Below are 14,629 nucleotides of genomic sequence, written 5' to 3'. Positions count from 1 at the left end.
GCTCCGGGCAGTGCCCGGCCCCGGCCGGCCCCGTTCAGCCTATCGGTGTAAACTATTGATCTCACTGGCATTGCCAGTCTCCACGATCAACCGCCCGATGACGTCCGCCACCGCCCGTTACGCCGATTCCCTGCGCCTGTCCGTCGCCCCCATGATGGACTGGACCGACCGCCACTGCCGGGTGTTCCACCGCCTGCTGGCGCCGGGCGCACGGCTGTACACCGAAATGGTGCACGCCAACGCGGTCATCCATGGCGACCGCGAGCGCCTGCTCGGCTTCGATGCCAGCGAACAGCCGCTGGCCCTGCAGCTGGGCGGCAGCGATCCGGCGCTGTTGGCGCAGGCCGCGCGCATCGCTGCCGATTGGGGCTACGACGAGGTCAACCTCAACTGTGGCTGCCCGTCCGACCGCGTGCAGGCCGGCCGTTTCGGTGCCTGCCTGATGCGCGAGCCGGTGCTGGTGGCCGAGTGCGTGGCAGCGATGGTCGCCGCGGTGGATATCCCGGTGACGGTGAAATGCCGGCTGGGTGTAGACGAAGACGACAACTACGACGTGTTCGCCAGCTTCGTCGACCGTCAGGTCGATGCCGGCGCGGCGATGGTGGTGGTGCACGCCCGCAACGCCTGGCTGAAGGGGCTGTCGCCGAAGGAGAACCGCGAGGTTCCGCCACTGAAGTACGACTGGGCCTACCGCCTCAAGCAGGAGCGCCCGGCGCTGCCGGTGGTGCTCAATGGGGGCCTGGCCAGCATCGAAGCGGTGCAGGCGCAGGCTGCGCATGTCGATGGCGTGATGCTCGGCCGCGCGGCCTACCACGACCCCTACCTGCTGCATCAGCTGGAGGCGCTGCAGGCCGGCGCAGCGCTGCGCCCGCGGGCCGAGCTGCTGCGCGCCATGCGTCCCTACATCGAGGCCCGCCTGGGCGAAGGCCTGGCCCTGAAGCACATCACCCGCCACCTGTTGGGCCTGTTCCACGGCCAGCCCGGTGGCCGCGCATTCCGCCAGGTGCTGAGCGAGGGCGCGCATCGCCCGGGGGCCGGTTGGGCGCTGCTCGAGCAGGCACTGGCCGTCACCGAACGCGAAGCCGATCGCGCCGCAGCGTGACCGCAGTCACATTTCTGACTTGACAAGAACGCCGGAATCGTCCCGAATGTTCACTTAGCTGAACAACGCGACGCAGCAGTCAGAAAAGTTCAGACCGGATTCACCGCTCGAAACCAAGAATTTGCAAAAGATTTGTAAAACGCCGGGTTCCATTCCGGTGTCCCGATTTACGACTTTTGAACGAATCGCCGTGCTCGGCTAGGATCGCATCGATGTCTTCCGCTCCCTTCCACCGCCGTATTGCCCTGGCCACCTGCGTGGTCCTGGCGGCTGCCCCGCTGTCTTCGGCGCTGGCGCAGGATCCGCAGCGGGAACAGGGGCGTGCTGAAATGATGGAGCGGGGTGGCCGCGCGGCCAACAACGAGCGCTCGCTGTCCGATGCCGTGCGCCGCGTGCAGCGCACCACCGGCGGCCACATCCTGGGTGCAGAGCGGGTGCCGTTCGATGGTCGTGATATCAACCGGGTCAAATACATGGACGACCGTGGTCGCGTCCGCTACATGGACGACCCCGCCCCGGCACGTTCACAGCCGCGCACGCCGCGGTCGGATATGTCATCACTACGCGGCGATAACCCCTGAACAGGGATAGTTGACGCTATCAACCCGTACCCACAGGCCTCCGGGCCACACCCAGCACACTAGGGAGAGTTCATGCGTATCCTTCTGGTCGAAGACGAAGCCCCGCTGCGTGAGACCCTGGCAGCCCGGCTCAAGCGCGAAGGTTTTGCCGTCGATGCTGCACAGGATGGCGAAGAAGGCCTGTACATGGGCCGCGAAGTGCCGTTCGACGTCGGCATCATCGACCTTGGCCTGCCCAAGATGTCGGGCATGGAGCTGATCAAGGCCCTGCGCGATGAAGGCAAGAAGTTCCCGGTGCTGATCCTGACCGCACGTTCCAGCTGGCAGGACAAGGTCGAGGGCCTCAAGCAGGGCGCCGACGATTACCTGGTCAAGCCGTTCCATGTGGAAGAGCTGCTGGCCCGCGTCAACGCGCTGCTGCGCCGCGCCGCTGGCTGGAGCAAGCCGACCCTGGAATGCGGTCCGGTTGCCCTGGATCTGGCCGCGCAGACCGTCAGCGTTGCCGGCAGCAATGTCGACCTCACCAGCTACGAGTACAAGGTGCTGGAGTACCTGATGATGCATGCCGGTGAACTGGTCTCCAAGGCCGACCTCACCGAACACATCTACCAGCAGGACTTCGATCGCGACTCGAACGTGCTGGAGGTCTTCATCGGTCGCCTGCGCAAGAAGCTGGACCCGGATGGCGAACTGAAGCCGATCGAGACCGTGCGCGGTCGTGGCTACCGTTTCGCGATTCCGCGCAACGAGGGCTGAGGCCTTCAGCAGGCGATAAACGATGTCCGGCCGTCTGTGGTTCTTCCGACGCTGGCGGCCGCGCTCTCTGCAGGCGCGCCAGATGTTCGCCGCGTCCGTGGGTCTGGTCGCGTTCCTGGCCCTGGCCGGTTACGCGCTGGATGCCGCCTTCGCCGATACGGCGAAGGCGAACCTGCGTGAGCGCCTGAAAAACTACGCCACCGCCTACGCGGCCGGCATCGACTTCACCCGTGACCGCTCGCTGTACATCCGCGAGCAGCCACCGGATCCGCGCTTCGACGTGCCCGGCAGTGGCCTCTACCTGCAGGTGGTGATGCCCGACGGCAAGGGCAATTCCATGTCCGCCGAGGGTCCGATGCTGCCCACCGTCGGTGGTGGCCTGCTGGCGCCGCGCCAGGAAGTGTTCGAAGGCCCGCTGCCGATGATCCAGATCGACGGCAGCCAGGGCTCGGTGTACCGCTATGGCCTGGGCCTGGTGTGGGACGCCGATGCCGACCCCGCCACTGAATTCCCGTACACCATCTACGTGATGGAAGACTCGCGCGCGCTGGGTGCGCAGCTGCGCGTGTTCCGCAGCCGCGTCTGGTTCTACCTGGGCGGCATCGGCCTGATCCTGCTGCTGCTGCAGACGGTCATCCTGCAGTGGAGCCTGCGGCCGCTGCGCCGGGTCATCACCGAACTGACCAAGGTGCAGCGCGGTGAAACCGAGCGCATGAGCGAACGCCACCCGCGCGAGCTTGAACCGCTGACCGACAGCATCAATGCCTTCATCGAAGGCGAGCGCGAGAACCTGGAACGCCAGCGCAATACCCTGGCCGATCTCGCGCACAGCCTGAAAACACCCATCGCGGTGCTGCGCACGCAGATGGACAGTGGCGCCGGCGATGGTGCCCTGCGCGAGGAACTGGACGTGCAGCTGCAGCGCATGAACAACCTGGTGTCCTACCAGCTGGCGCGCGCCGCTTCGTCGGGCCACAAGCTGTTCTCCGCGCCGCTGCCGATCGAATCCAACGCCGAGGAAATCGTGCGCGGCCTGGAAAAGGTCTACGCGTCGAAGGGCGTGCTGTGCGAATTCGATATCGACCCGGCCGCGCGCTTCCATGGCGAACCGGGCGACCTGCAGGAACTGCTGGGCAACCTGCTGGAAAACGCCTTCAAGTGGGCCAAGCGCCGCGTGCTGTTGACCGCGCAGCCGTTGCCGGCACCGAACGCACGTCGCGCCGGCCTGCTGCTGGCGGTCGACGACGACGGCCCGGGCATCGCGCCGGAGGATATCGGCAAGGTGCTGCAGCGTGGCGTGCGCGGCGATGAGCGCGTGCAGGGCCACGGCATCGGCCTGTCGATCGTGCAGGACCTGATCAAGGATTACCGCGGCGAACTGATGGTGTCCCGTTCCAGCGAGCTGGGCGGTGCCCGCTTCGAAGTACGTCTGCCGCCGGGACCGTAAGCCTTTGCATCCGGATTCGCCGGGCCATGCCCGGCGAACGGATGAATCAACCCACCATCTTCGGCGGCTCGCCGTAGAACCGGCGCAGGTGCACGGCCACCTCCGGCAATGCCTCGGCCAGCAGGTCCGGCGCGGAGAAGTGGTACTCGCTGGCAACCGCGAAGAACTCTTCCGGTGCTTCAGCCGCATACGGGTCGATCAGCGTTTCCACCCCCGCATCCACCTGCGCACAGAAGGCGTCGTAGGACTGCTGGAAGGCGGCCGCCCATTCGCGTTGCCATGCGCGCGGCAACGGTGGCGTGCCGTCCATCGCACCGTCGAGCGCATCCAGCTTGTGCACCATCTCGTGCACCGCCACGCAGTAGCCTTCGTGCGGCGCGGCCAGATCAGCCTGCACATCGGCCCAGGACAGGATCAACGGACCGCTGTCCCACGACTCGCCAATCAGTTCGTCATCCCATTCGTGCAGCACGCCGGCCGCATCCATGTGGCTGCGATGCACGCGGAATGCATCGGGGTAGACGATCAGCTGCGACCAGCCTTCCAGGCCAACCTCACCGAACTCCAGCAAGGGCAGGCAGCACAATGCGGCCAGCAGCACGCCATCGGCAGGCTGCAGCTGCAGCTCGCCAATCGGGGAGATGGTCTTTTCATGCAGGAAGCGCGTGGCAAGTACGCGCAGTCTGTTGCGGCGTTCGTCGTCCAGGCCGCGCAACCATGCGGCGCGGTGGCAGGCAGCGTTCCAGTGTGCGTCTTCAATCGGCCGCGGCGCGGGCCGCAGCCACCGCAGCAACGACTTGATCAGCGGAACATGCCCGGCAGGTAGCTGTGCCACTTCGGCGCGCGGATGCGCTGCAGAACATCGTCATCACCACCGCCGCCACTGCCACTGGTGTTGGCGGCCGGGCGTGCCGGTGCCGGCTTTGCGGCAGGGGCCGGCGCGGCAGCCGGTGCGCGCTGCGAGGCAGCGTCGCTTGCCGAATACACGCAAGCGCCACGGCTGTCATCAAGCGCTGCCGTTGCAGACGCCGCGAAGGGCATCGTCAGCAGGATCAGGCAATGGGCGTAACGGCGCATTGACGACATCCACGTTAAGGGAGGGTGAGCTCCCGATTCTAGCCCGAACCCGGCGCCAGATTGGAAGCCCGGCCGAACCGGGCCCGGCGGGCGTCGCTGGCGGCTTTCCCGCATAATTCCGTCCTGTCTTTGTGGAAGCTGCCGTGGACGATCGCCAACTGCTGGCCAAACTCGCTGCCGGTCGCCTGTCCGGCGACGCCCTGGCGCGTGAGCTGGGGCAGACCCGGGCCGCCATTTGGAAGCGCATTCAAGGGCTTAGGGCTGCCGGGGTGGAGATCGAGGGCCGCGCTGGCGAGGGCTACGGGGTTACCCGGCCGATCGACCTGCTGGACCCGGCTGCCATTCGTGCCGGCCTGCCGAAGGACGCTGCCGCCCTGCTGCATGACCTGCAGGTGGCCTGGACGGTGGACTCCACCAACGCAGAATTGCTGCGTTGCAGCGCACCCCAGCGCGGCGTCAGCGTTCTGCTGGCCGAGCGCCAGACCGGTGGCCGGGGCCGTCGCGGCCGTACTTGGGCCTCACCCCTGGCGGCGCACGTCTACCTGTCGGTGCTGCGTCTGTTCGAGGGTGGCCTGGGCCGTTTGGCCGGCCTGAGCCTGGTGGCTGGGGTCGCCGTGGCCGAGGCGTTGCATGACCTGGGCTATGCGCAGGCACAGCTGAAGTGGCCCAACGACGTACTGGTGGACGGCCGCAAGCTGGTCGGCCTGCTGGCCGAAGGCGGCGGCGAGTACGCCGGCCCGGCGCGCGCGGTCATCGGTATCGGCATCAACGTGCACATGCCGCCGGCCTTTGCCGAACAGATCACCCAGCCCTGGGTGGACCTGGACACGTTGGCCGGTGAACCGGTGGATCGCAACACGGTGGTGGCCGCGGTACTGGCCCGCCTGTTGCCGGCACTGGAAACATTCGATCGCGACGGGCTGGCGCCGTTCCTGCCGCGCTATGCAGCGTTCGACATGCTGGCGGGGCGCGAAGTGCGCGTGCAGCTGGATGGCCAGTGGCAGCACGGCACCGCGCTCGGCCTGGCCGACGACGGCGCGTTGCGCGTGCGCATCGACGGCCGCGAGCGCCTGCTGCATGCCGGCGAAGTGAGCGTGAGGAAGGCATGAGCGACTGGTTGTTCGATCTGGGCAATTCGCGCTTCAAGTTCGCACCGCTGCAGGGTGACCGTGCCGGTGACGTACAGGCCTGGGCGCATGGCGCCGAGGGCATGGCCGCGCAACCGCCGCACAGCCTGCCCAGCGGCGCTACCGCGTTCGTCGCCAGCGTGGCGGCACCGTCGCTGACCAGCGCCATGCTGGATCAGCTGCAGCGCCGCTTTGAACACGTGCATGTGGTGCGCACCAGCGCCCAATGTGCAGGCGTGCGCATCGCCTATGCGCGACCGGAAAAGTTCGGCGTCGATCGCTTCCTGGCGCTGCTGGCGGCCGCCAAGGCGCAGCGGCCGGTGCTGGTTGTCGGGGTAGGTACCGCCTTGACCATCGACCTGCTCGATGCCGATGGCCAGCATCACGGTGGGCGTATTTCCGCCTCGCCCACCACCATGCGCGAGGCCCTGCATGCGCGCGCGGTGCAGCTGCCCGCCAGCGGCGGTGACTACAGCGAATTTGCCAACGATACCGCCGATGCATTGGCGTCCGGCTGCGATGGTGCCGCCGTGGCCCTGGTCGAGCGCAGCGCCCGCCAGGCGCAGACGCTGCTGGGCGTGATGCCGTCGCTGCTGGTGCATGGCGGCGGCGCACCGGCACTGATGCCGCTGCTGGATGGCGCCGACTATCACCCCTCGCTGGTGCTGGATGGCCTCGCCCGCTGGGCGGTGCACCAGCCTGCAGGCTAGTATCGGCGCATGTTGACCCGTGCCCTGATCGTCGTGCTGGCGATCCTCAATCTTGGTGTTGCCTGCTGGTGGCTGCTGCGCGATGAACCTGCGCGGGCGCCGTTGCCGCCGCCTCCGGCCGGCGTGGCCGAGCTGCGCTGGCTGCCCGGCGGTACCGATGCGGCCGCCGTGGCACAGACCACTGCCGCTGCGCCCAGCCAAGCGCTGGTGGAACGCGAAGCCGCGCCGACCGTCGCCGTCGCAGCTGCACCAGCACCAGCACCCGCGCCGGCCGTCGCTGCGCCGCCGCCAGCCAAGCCGACTGAAGCGCCCAAGCCCACCGAAACGGTGGCCGCCGTTGCCAAGCCGGCCGAACCGATCGCGGAAAGGCCCGTGGCTGAGAAGCCGCCTGCGCCTGCGCGCTGCATCGCCCTGGGCCCATTCGCCGACCGCGCGGCGGCAACGACTGCACAGGGCCGTGCGGGCAGTCTGCTCAGCCAGGTGCGCCTGCGTGAGCAGCCGGCCGCCAGTGGCAGCGCCCGCTATCGCGTGCTGTTGCCAGCGGCCGCCAGCCGCGAGGACGCCCAGGCCACGGTCAAGCGCGTCGTTGCCGCCGGCCTCAGCGACTACTACATCATCAGCCAGGGCGAAGAGACCAACGCCATCGCCCTGGGCCAGTACCGCAACCGCGAAGGCGCCGAGCGGCGCATCGCGGCCGTGCAGGCGGCGGGCTTCCAGCCGCGGCTGGTAGCCAGTGGCGATGCCGGCCAGTGGTGGCTGGAAGGGCAGTTGGCCGCCGCCGCCGAACCGGCACAGGCGCAGCAGCGCAGTGGGGCCGCGCAGGGCCGCTCGCTGGAATGCGCGCGACTGCGCTAGAATCCCTCCACCGCGGCGCTGCCGTCGGCGTTTCACCCCGTGCCGCTTTAGCTCAGTTGGTAGAGCAACTGTCTTGTAAACAGTAGGTCATCCGTTCGATTCGGATAAGCGGCACCATCAGCCATTGCTGACGCTCCTCCCAAGCGGGGCAGCGGGTCGAGCGTTGCTGCCGGCCACAGTACTTTTCCTCTCATCTTTCATTGTGACTTTCGGCGCTGCGCTGGCGGCTGCCGGATGTTCCATCCACTGCGCGCTGTCTTGGCGGTGCGGTCCTCCCGCATCCAGTGCTTGAAGAGGTGTAGCCAGTAGGCTACATTCCTTCATGAAGATCCAGCGTACCCGTCAGTTCGCGACATGGATTGACGCTCTCAAGGACGTGACCGCGCGAGCTCGCATCCTGGCCCGGATAGTTCGGCTCGCCGGAGGAAATCCGGGGGACCACCGCAATCTGAGCGATGGCATTTCCGAACTGCGCATCGATGTTGGGCCGGGCTACCGCGTGTACTACACCCAAAGACACAACCAGTGGGTGATTCTGCTGGTTGGCAGTGACAAGCGTTCACAGCAGCGGGACATCGACAAGGCACGGGAAATGGCGCGTTCCCTGTGACATTCGAACGAGTGCAGGCGCACCGTCTCCTTCACCAGGTACTGGAGCAACCGCATCATGGCCATCAAGAAAAAGGTCGAACTCGAAGCATTTGACGTGGCCGTGCACCTTCGGACGCCACAGGAAATGGCTGCGTATCTCGATGCCTGCATTGCTGAAAGCGACGGCGATTCGGCGTTCATTGCCAGGGCATTGGGTGATATCGCGCGCGCCCAGGGGATGAGCAAAGTTGCACGTGCGGCGGGCTTGTCGCGTGAGAGCCTGTATCGCGCCCTGTCGGGCGAGCGCAGCCCCGATTTTGCAACCATCCTCAAGGTGACGCGGGCCCTGGGTGTGCAGCTGCACGCCAGCGCCATGTAGACCAGCGCTCCATCAGGCATGCACGTCGGCAGCTCACTCCACGTGCAACTGCAACACCACATATTCTGCCAGCCCACGACATGCGAGCAGCAATCCCTCTCGCGTGCCATCGCCGATATCGTCTTTCTCTTCGCCATCAACGCGCACACGTTCGCTGGCGTGGAAAATCTCCAGCAGCGTGATCAGGCCGGCAGTTGCGCGATCGGCGCGGGCAATCGCCATTCCCTGCGCCGGCGTCGTTGCGGGACTGCGCCAAGGTTGGCCGTCGGACGCATCGACTGCACGGATGCGTTGCAGACAGCTGGGCAGGGTAATGGGTGCAGGCACGTCGTTCGCAGAGGCGAAGGCCGCTTCCAGCGGCAGGGCCAGTTCGGGTGGCAGGCGCGCGGCGGCATCGCCCAGGGTGGCGGTCAGATATGGATGGTGGGTCTTGGACATGCGGGCAGCCTCGGCAGGAACGGAGGTGCCACCGGTAAAGGGTGGCAGGCGATGCGTGGCTTCCAAGACCGTATCGAAGAGCCGGCGGGCACGAGGCCCCCACGCACCGCCCGCCATACAGCAGCAGACGGATTGCCAACCGACGCCGCCCACATACGAGCGACGCCGGCTGACAAGCGTAAACATCCTCGATACACGGGCTTGGAAGTCCCGGCCATCCGTTGTCGATGGCGATTCATCTTGGGCACGCGAAGTCGTGACCTGCCAATCAATTGTTCCGATGAATCCGTGCTTTGCGAAAGGAAAAATGAATTATCGCGATTGGCCTGTATTGCCCGATTCGCAGGCAAAAACGACAGCCTGCGCAGCCTTGATCCAGGCGCCTGATGCCATCCTCTGCAACCACGCGTCAGATGCCCTGCGGCATAGGCACTGCAAAGGCAGCTTGACGCGCTGTCCAAACCTTGCACACAACCCACCTGTCGCCAAACGTCGACGTCAGCGCTGTCCCGTATCCCCTGGCACCAGGTGTCGCCACGGGAATACATCCTTGGCGAAGTGGCTGACATAGCCGCCCATGCCCGCCTGGATCACCATGAACTGCAACCCCGGGCGCATCGCATGCAGTGCCTGCAGCTGCTCCACATCCAACGCGCTGTTGCGCAGGCGCAGGGTGTGCACCGGCTCCAGTGCGTCACTGGCGAACAGCCGCTCATAGGCCGCGAACGGGGTCACTGCATCGACCTGGCGTTGCTCGGCCCAGGTGAACTGCACCTCGCTGGATTCGGTGAAATCCAGCAGTCCAAGCGCAGGCAGGTTGCGCGCTGTGGCAAGCCGTTCGATGAAGTGCTGGGTGTCAAAGCCGCCGCCGATGCGCAGGCTGTGCAGATGCGGCAGCGGCACCTCGAAGAACGTGGCGTCCGGTGCATTGGGCACTACCAGCTCGCTCAGATGGGGGGCCTTGGCAGCGAAACGGGCGATCTCTCCACCTTCTTCCATGATGGAACCGGCACGCTGGATCAGCGATGCGTTGTGGTGCTCCGGTGCGGTGGGCGCTATCACCAGTGAACGCAGGCGCGGGAACTGCACAGCACTGTCCAGCAATGCGCTGAACTCCCACTCGCGGGTGCCGTTGGCGCCCTCATCCGGGCCGGTGAAACACAGCGACATCACGCTGGCGGCGACGGCAGGGTCAGACAGGCAGGCCAGCGTCCATTCGAATGGCTCGTCCCACGGGTTGCCGAAAAATTCCACGTGCAGCCCGCCGTACAGCGGCGCCACGGTCAGCCGCTGCAGCTGCGAAGACCCGAGTGGCTGGGTGAGGTCGTCGATATCCAGCTCGTACTCGTCCGCCTCTTCCAGGGTGAAGGCATGGATGCGCTGCTGCAGCTGCATCAGGGCTTGCTGGGCGTAGGCGAGGGCGGGAGGCGCCATGGGATGTTCCGATCGTCCGTGTGGAACGCCGATCTTAACCACGCGCCTGTCCTGCTGCACCGCCGCGAGTGGTGTCACATGCGTCTGGCTAGACTGTGCTTCTTTTTCGTTCGCAGGAGGCACCCATGGCCCATCCCATTTCCGTATCCCTGATCGGCGTTCCCACCGACATCGGGGCGGGCCATCGCGGCGCCCGCCTGGGGCCGGAAGCGCTGCGCGTGGCCGGCCTGCCCGAGGCGCTGGAAGCGCGCGGCGTGGACGTGCGCGATCTGGGCAACCTGGATGGCCCGCGCAACCCGTGGACCGCGCCGGTGCAGGGCTATCGCCACCTGGATGAAGTGGTGGCGTGGAACCACGCGTTGATGGAAGCCAGCTACGCCGAACTGCAGGCCGGGCGCATGCCGATCATGCTGGGGGGCGACCATTGCCTGGGCATCGGTTCGATCACCGCGGTGGCGCGCTGGTGCCGCGAGCAGGGCAAGGACCTGCGCGTGCTGTGGCTGGATGCCCATTCGGATTTCAACACCAGCGAGGTCACCCCTTCGGGCAACATCCACGGCATGCCGGTGGCCTGCCTGTGCGGCCTGGGCCCGGATGCGCTGACCAAGCTGGGCGGCACCTCGCCGGCGATCAAGCCTTCGCAGATGCACCAGATCGGCATCCGCTCGGTGGACCCGGAAGAGAAGCGCCTGATCAAGACCCACAAGGTCGATGTGTACGACATGCGCTACATCGATGAGAACGGCATGAAGCGCACCGTGGAAGCGGCGCTGGCCGGCATCGACGAGAACACCCATCTGCACGTCAGCTTCGATGTGGACTTCCTCGACCCGAGCATCGCCCCGGGCGTGGGCACCACGGTGCCGGGCGGGGTGAACTACCGCGAGGCGCAGCTGGTGATGGAGATGATCGCCGACAGCGGGCGCATGGGCTCGCTGGATATCGTGGAATTGAACCCGCTGCTGGACAACCACAACAGCACCGCCGAACTGGCCGTGGACCTGGTTGAAAGCCTGTTCGGCAAGTCCACCCTGATGCGCGATTGAAGGGGCAGCCTGAACGGTTCTGCGCGCCGTTCACATCCGCTCCACGCCACTGCCGCCAGATTGCACTTCACGCGGCAGGGGTGGCTTCAGGCCAGTCTGCCGCCCCGATCACCAACCGATCCCGTGATTGAACGGTAGCGGCGAACCCAAGGAGAAGCCCATGAAGCGCGTAGTTGCCCTGATGCTGTTGTCGATGTTCTCTGTGGCCATGCTGGCCGGCTGCAACACCGTTGCCGGCGCCGGCAAGGACGTGCAGAAGGCGGGCGAGAAGGTTGAGGATGCTGCCAAGGGCAACTGAGCCCGACGCGGTGCGCAACAGGAAAAGGCCGGGATCTTCCCGGCCTTTTTCGTGGGCGCGTGTTGGGGTGCAGGCGTAGTGAACCATTCAAGCAGGTGAGCAGCATTTTCATGGTCGGTTGACCGTGCTTCAACAGCGCATGCGGCACCCTGCAATCACGGTAACAACGCCGTTGCACTCAAAGGAAGCCTCAGCGATGAACAAAGACATCATTTCCGGCAAGTGGTCGCAGCTCAAGGGCAAGGCCCAGGCGAAGTGGGGCGATCTGACCAACGATGATTTCGATGTGGCCGAAGGCAATGCCGAATATCTGGCCGGCCGCCTGCAGGAACGCTATGGCTGGGCAAAGGATCGTGCGGAAACCGAAGTGCGTGATTTCCAGAAGGCGATGCACAAGGATTACCCGGACTACAAGTAACCGCGCAGCGGCTGCATCCTGCAACGCCCGCACCGTGATGGTGCGGGCGTTCTGCTGTTCGCGCTCAACGCGCCGGCGGGTCGGGTACGTAGCGGTTGGGGAAGGCCTGAGGCTGGCGATCCAGGCGCGAGGGCGAATCAAGCACGATGCCGCGCGCGCGCAGGTTGCGGGCGCTGTCGTAGCGCAGCTGAAGAACCTGGGCCGGGGTGCGGCTGGCGCGTTCGAAATCGGTATCACGTACCGAAGAACTCTCGCGGGCGCCGTGGCCGGTGCCCAGTGCCGGTGCCTGCGACTTGGCCGAGTAGCCTTCCATGCGACTGGCGCTGGCATCTGCGGCGGCAGAGGCCTCGGCCGCCGGTAGCGGACGGCGCAGGATCGGGCTGGGCTGCGGCCGCCAGCGGCGCGCTTCCTCGAAGACGGCAACGCCGACCACGCCGACGTTGTCCGGACGGCCGGTGCGGCTGGCATAGCTCCCGCTGGGGCTGCTGAAGACGAACTGTGCCACTTCATCCTGGGTCTTGCGCCAGCCGGTGATGTCCGCGCGCTGGCCCGGGTTGAGCACGTAGCCGGTCTGCGAAGGATCGGCATCTTCGCCGGAAATGGCGTTGACGCCGTCCACCGACAGCACCACCAGTACCCGGCGCGGGCTGTCGTTGTACAGGCGTACCGCGTAGCGATGACCGCGCTCGCCGGCCACCCAGCGCTGGCCGTCGGCCGGGTAGGCGCGCAGTTCGGTGCCGCGGTCGCGGTCCACCAGGGCGACCCGCACCGGGCCATCGTCGTACACCGGCGGCGGCATCGGGGCCGGGCGGAAACCGGCCAGGGGCAGGATCAGCAGCAGGGGCAGCAGGCGTTTCATCGGGCGTCTCCAGCGGGGTTGAGTGAACAAACGCGCCGGGGGCTCTGACGGGGTTGACCGCGTGCACGGTAAACTGGCCCCGTTCATTGAAGGTTACCCCACGCAGTCATGACGACCCGAGTCCTTACCGGCATCACCCCCTCCGGCACGCCCCATCTGGGCAACTACGTTGGCGCCATCCGCCCGGCCATTGCGGCCAGCCGTGCGCCGGACATCGAGAGTTTCTTCTTCCTGGCCGACCTGCACAGCCTGATCAAGTCGCAGGACCCGCAGCGCACCCAGCGCGCGACCCTGGAGATCGCGGCCAGCTGGCTGGCGTGTGGCCTGGACCCGGAGCATGTGTGGTTCTACCGCCAGAGCGACATCCGCGAGACCACCGAGCTGATGTGGTTCCTGACCGCCATCGCCAGCAAGGGCATCCTCAACCGCGCCCACGCCTACAAGGCGGCGGTGGACAAGAACCGCGAGGAAGGCGTGGATGAAGATGCGGGCGTCAGCGCCGGCCTGTTCATGTACCCGGTGCTGATGGCGGCCGACATCCTCATCTTCAAGGCCAACCAGGTGCCGGTGGGCCGTGACCAGATCCAGCACATCGAGATGGCGCGCGACTTCGCCCAGCGCTTCAACCACGTCTACGGCAAGGAGTACTTCCCGCTGCCGGACGTGGTGATCGACGAGCAGGTGGCGACGCTGGCGGGCCTGGATGGCCGCAAGATGAGCAAGAGCTACCACAACACCATTCCGCTGTTCGTACCGCGCGAGGAGCTGAAGAAACTGGTGTTCTCGATCCTGACCGACTCGCGCGCACCGGGCGAGCCGAAGGACACCGAGGGCTCGGCGCTGTTCCAGATGTACCAGGCGTTTGCCACCCCGGAGCAGACCGCGGCCTTCGCCAAGGCCTTCGCCGATGGCATTGGCTGGGGCGATGCCAAGCAGCAGCTGTTCGAGCGCATCGATGAGGAGCTGTCGCCGCTGCGCGAGCGCTACAACGCGTTGATGGCCGAGCCGGAAAAAATCGAAGCGCTGCTCACGCGTCGTGGCCAGCAGCTGCGTGAGCAGCTGGCAGCGCCGTTGCTCGCCGAGCTGCGCCATGCGGTGGGCTTGCGTGATCTGTCCAGCGCTGGTGACATCGCCAGCGAAGACGCTGGCGTGGCCCGCGCAGCGCCGCCGCTGTTCAAGCAGTACCGCGAAAAGGATGGCCGCTTCTACTTCAAGCTGACCGCTGGCGATGGCACGTTGCTGATCCAGAGTGAAGGCTTTGATTCGCCGCGCGATGCCGGACAGCTGATTGCCGTGCTGAAGCAGGCCGAGCAGGGCGACCAGCTGCAGAGCGAGCTGTTCAAGCTGGATGCCGAAGTCGATGCCGTGCTTGCCGCGCTTGCGTTGCTGCGCGAAGCGTAAGGGGTAGTGTCGGGCGCGGGCCCCGCCCGGGCTGGGGGAATACGGCCCCCCGCCCGCCCGACCCGGGCCCACCCCCCCCCCGCCCCTATATGTGCGGGCCCCCCCCGCCC

The 14,629-nt window shown here is 66.5% G+C and carries 18 protein-coding genes and 1 tRNA gene; 14 read left to right on the top strand and 5 right to left on the bottom strand.

Annotation, left to right across the window (positions count from 1 at the left end; all coding sequences use genetic code 11):
• The first annotated feature begins 97 nt into the window (after nucleotides 1-97).
• The 4 genes from dusA to ACVOLJ_RS09340 all read left to right on the top strand — a co-directional run bounded on the left by dusA (nucleotide 98) and on the right by ACVOLJ_RS09340 (nucleotide 3,886).
• The gene (gene dusA / locus ACVOLJ_RS09355) at nucleotides 98-1,102 is read left to right on the top strand and encodes a tRNA dihydrouridine(20/20a) synthase DusA (protein WP_475280911.1); all 1,005 of its coding nucleotides are present in this window, start codon (nucleotides 98-100) and stop codon (nucleotides 1,100-1,102) included.
• A gap of 212 nt (nucleotides 1,103-1,314) precedes the next feature.
• Nucleotides 1,315-1,683, top strand: coding sequence for a hypothetical protein (locus ACVOLJ_RS09350; RefSeq protein ID WP_475280912.1), 369 nt, complete (start codon nucleotides 1,315-1,317; stop codon nucleotides 1,681-1,683).
• A gap of 72 nt (nucleotides 1,684-1,755) precedes the next feature.
• Nucleotides 1,756-2,439 (top strand): response regulator transcription factor, encoded by a 684-nt coding sequence (locus ACVOLJ_RS09345; RefSeq protein WP_004136763.1) that lies wholly within the window; start codon nucleotides 1,756-1,758, stop codon nucleotides 2,437-2,439.
• A 22-nt stretch (nucleotides 2,440-2,461) separates the two neighbouring features.
• A complete protein-coding gene (locus ACVOLJ_RS09340) occupies nucleotides 2,462-3,886 on the top strand; it encodes an ATP-binding protein (RefSeq protein ID WP_475280913.1) in 1,425 nt (474 codons plus the stop codon).
• Between the two features lie 46 nt (nucleotides 3,887-3,932).
• On the opposite strand, the gene ACVOLJ_RS09335 is transcribed toward ACVOLJ_RS09340, so the two are convergent.
• Nucleotides 3,933-4,721 (bottom strand): M90 family metallopeptidase, encoded by a 789-nt coding sequence (locus ACVOLJ_RS09335; RefSeq protein WP_475280914.1) that lies wholly within the window; start codon nucleotides 4,719-4,721, stop codon nucleotides 3,933-3,935.
• Nucleotides 4,688-4,963, bottom strand: a complete 276-nt coding sequence (locus ACVOLJ_RS09330; protein WP_475280915.1) for a hypothetical protein — start codon at nucleotides 4,961-4,963, stop codon at nucleotides 4,688-4,690. Before ACVOLJ_RS09330 ends, ACVOLJ_RS09335 begins: the two co-directional genes overlap by 34 nt.
• A gap of 143 nt (nucleotides 4,964-5,106) precedes the next feature.
• Here ACVOLJ_RS09330 and birA point away from each other — a divergent pair, with 143 nt between their 5' ends.
• From birA to ACVOLJ_RS09300, 6 genes are all read left to right on the top strand, one after another.
• Nucleotides 5,107-6,072 (top strand): bifunctional biotin--[acetyl-CoA-carboxylase] ligase/biotin operon repressor BirA, encoded by a 966-nt coding sequence (birA, locus tag ACVOLJ_RS09325; protein WP_475280916.1) that lies wholly within the window; start codon nucleotides 5,107-5,109, stop codon nucleotides 6,070-6,072.
• Nucleotides 6,069-6,800: a type III pantothenate kinase gene (locus tag ACVOLJ_RS09320; protein WP_475280917.1), complete on the top strand. Its 732-nt coding sequence runs from the start codon at nucleotides 6,069-6,071 to the stop codon at nucleotides 6,798-6,800. The genes birA and ACVOLJ_RS09320 overlap by 4 nt, the downstream gene beginning before the upstream one ends.
• A gap of 9 nt (nucleotides 6,801-6,809) precedes the next feature.
• A complete protein-coding gene (locus ACVOLJ_RS09315) occupies nucleotides 6,810-7,655 on the top strand; it encodes an SPOR domain-containing protein (protein WP_481564011.1) in 846 nt (281 codons plus the stop codon).
• A 41-nt stretch (nucleotides 7,656-7,696) separates the two neighbouring features.
• A tRNA-Thr gene (locus ACVOLJ_RS09310) sits at nucleotides 7,697-7,772 on the top strand.
• Between the two features lie 205 nt (nucleotides 7,773-7,977).
• Entirely contained in the window at nucleotides 7,978-8,265 is a 288-nt protein-coding gene (locus ACVOLJ_RS09305) for a type II toxin-antitoxin system RelE/ParE family toxin (RefSeq protein ID WP_475280919.1), read from the top strand.
• A gap of 57 nt (nucleotides 8,266-8,322) precedes the next feature.
• Nucleotides 8,323-8,625: an addiction module antidote protein gene (locus ACVOLJ_RS09300; protein ID WP_481564010.1), complete on the top strand. Its 303-nt coding sequence runs from the start codon at nucleotides 8,323-8,325 to the stop codon at nucleotides 8,623-8,625.
• A 33-nt stretch (nucleotides 8,626-8,658) separates the two neighbouring features.
• Here ACVOLJ_RS09300 and ACVOLJ_RS09295 read toward each other — a convergent pair whose 3' ends face one another.
• Nucleotides 8,659-9,063, bottom strand: coding sequence for a hypothetical protein (locus ACVOLJ_RS09295; RefSeq protein ID WP_475280921.1), 405 nt, complete (start codon nucleotides 9,061-9,063; stop codon nucleotides 8,659-8,661).
• A 498-nt stretch (nucleotides 9,064-9,561) separates the two neighbouring features.
• Complete coding sequence (locus tag ACVOLJ_RS09290) at nucleotides 9,562-10,497, bottom strand: hypothetical protein (RefSeq protein ID WP_475280922.1); 936 nt, start codon at nucleotides 10,495-10,497, stop codon at nucleotides 9,562-9,564.
• Between the two features lie 125 nt (nucleotides 10,498-10,622).
• Here ACVOLJ_RS09290 and rocF point away from each other — a divergent pair, with 125 nt between their 5' ends.
• From rocF to ACVOLJ_RS09275, 3 genes are all read left to right on the top strand, one after another.
• Nucleotides 10,623-11,543, top strand: coding sequence for an arginase (gene rocF, locus ACVOLJ_RS09285; protein WP_475280923.1), 921 nt, complete (start codon nucleotides 10,623-10,625; stop codon nucleotides 11,541-11,543).
• 160 nt (nucleotides 11,544-11,703) lie between these two features.
• The gene (locus ACVOLJ_RS09280; RefSeq protein WP_053520147.1) at nucleotides 11,704-11,841 is read left to right on the top strand and encodes an entericidin A/B family lipoprotein; all 138 of its coding nucleotides are present in this window, start codon (nucleotides 11,704-11,706) and stop codon (nucleotides 11,839-11,841) included.
• A 196-nt stretch (nucleotides 11,842-12,037) separates the two neighbouring features.
• Nucleotides 12,038-12,259, top strand: a complete 222-nt coding sequence (locus tag ACVOLJ_RS09275; protein WP_475280924.1) for a CsbD family protein — start codon at nucleotides 12,038-12,040, stop codon at nucleotides 12,257-12,259.
• 64 nt (nucleotides 12,260-12,323) lie between these two features.
• Here ACVOLJ_RS09275 and ACVOLJ_RS09270 read toward each other — a convergent pair whose 3' ends face one another.
• Nucleotides 12,324-13,118 carry a hypothetical protein gene (locus ACVOLJ_RS09270; protein ID WP_475280925.1) on the bottom strand — a complete coding sequence of 265 codons (795 nt, stop codon included), beginning with the start codon at nucleotides 13,116-13,118 and terminating at the stop codon, nucleotides 12,324-12,326.
• Nucleotides 13,119-13,226: 108 nt separating this feature from the next.
• Here ACVOLJ_RS09270 and ACVOLJ_RS09265 point away from each other — a divergent pair, with 108 nt between their 5' ends.
• On the top strand, nucleotides 13,227-14,519 hold the full coding sequence (locus ACVOLJ_RS09265; RefSeq protein WP_475280926.1) for a tryptophan--tRNA ligase: 1,293 nt from the start codon (nucleotides 13,227-13,229) through the stop codon (nucleotides 14,517-14,519).
• Nucleotides 14,520-14,629 lie beyond the last annotated feature (110 nt).

It is taken from the genome of Stenotrophomonas sp. STEN046 (assembly GCF_056759755.1).
The sequence above is the reverse complement of the archived record's forward strand: the minus strand, read 5'-3'. Positions and strand labels throughout refer to the sequence as shown.

Coding starts and splice junctions, on each gene's coding strand:
- dusA (WP_475280911.1), top strand. CDS start 98: ATGACGTCCGCCACCGCCCGTTACGCCGATTCCCTGCGCCTGTCCGTC.
- ACVOLJ_RS09350 (WP_475280912.1), top strand. CDS start 1,315: ATGTCTTCCGCTCCCTTCCACCGCCGTATTGCCCTGGCCACCTGCGTG.
- ACVOLJ_RS09345 (WP_004136763.1), top strand. CDS start 1,756: ATGCGTATCCTTCTGGTCGAAGACGAAGCCCCGCTGCGTGAGACCCTG.
- ACVOLJ_RS09340 (WP_475280913.1), top strand. CDS start 2,462: ATGTCCGGCCGTCTGTGGTTCTTCCGACGCTGGCGGCCGCGCTCTCTG.
- ACVOLJ_RS09330 (WP_475280915.1), bottom strand. CDS start 4,963: ATGCGCCGTTACGCCCATTGCCTGATCCTGCTGACGATGCCCTTCGCG.
- ACVOLJ_RS09320 (WP_475280917.1), top strand. CDS start 6,069: ATGAGCGACTGGTTGTTCGATCTGGGCAATTCGCGCTTCAAGTTCGCA.
- ACVOLJ_RS09315 (WP_481564011.1), top strand. CDS start 6,810: ATGTTGACCCGTGCCCTGATCGTCGTGCTGGCGATCCTCAATCTTGGT.
- ACVOLJ_RS09305 (WP_475280919.1), top strand. CDS start 7,978: ATGAAGATCCAGCGTACCCGTCAGTTCGCGACATGGATTGACGCTCTC.
- ACVOLJ_RS09300 (WP_481564010.1), top strand. CDS start 8,323: ATGGCCATCAAGAAAAAGGTCGAACTCGAAGCATTTGACGTGGCCGTG.
- ACVOLJ_RS09295 (WP_475280921.1), bottom strand. CDS start 9,063: ATGTCCAAGACCCACCATCCATATCTGACCGCCACCCTGGGCGATGCC.
- ACVOLJ_RS09290 (WP_475280922.1), bottom strand. CDS start 10,497: ATGGCGCCTCCCGCCCTCGCCTACGCCCAGCAAGCCCTGATGCAGCTG.
- rocF (WP_475280923.1), top strand. CDS start 10,623: ATGGCCCATCCCATTTCCGTATCCCTGATCGGCGTTCCCACCGACATC.
- ACVOLJ_RS09280 (WP_053520147.1), top strand. CDS start 11,704: ATGAAGCGCGTAGTTGCCCTGATGCTGTTGTCGATGTTCTCTGTGGCC.
- ACVOLJ_RS09275 (WP_475280924.1), top strand. CDS start 12,038: ATGAACAAAGACATCATTTCCGGCAAGTGGTCGCAGCTCAAGGGCAAG.
- ACVOLJ_RS09270 (WP_475280925.1), bottom strand. CDS start 13,118: ATGAAACGCCTGCTGCCCCTGCTGCTGATCCTGCCCCTGGCCGGTTTC.
- ACVOLJ_RS09265 (WP_475280926.1), top strand. CDS start 13,227: ATGACGACCCGAGTCCTTACCGGCATCACCCCCTCCGGCACGCCCCAT.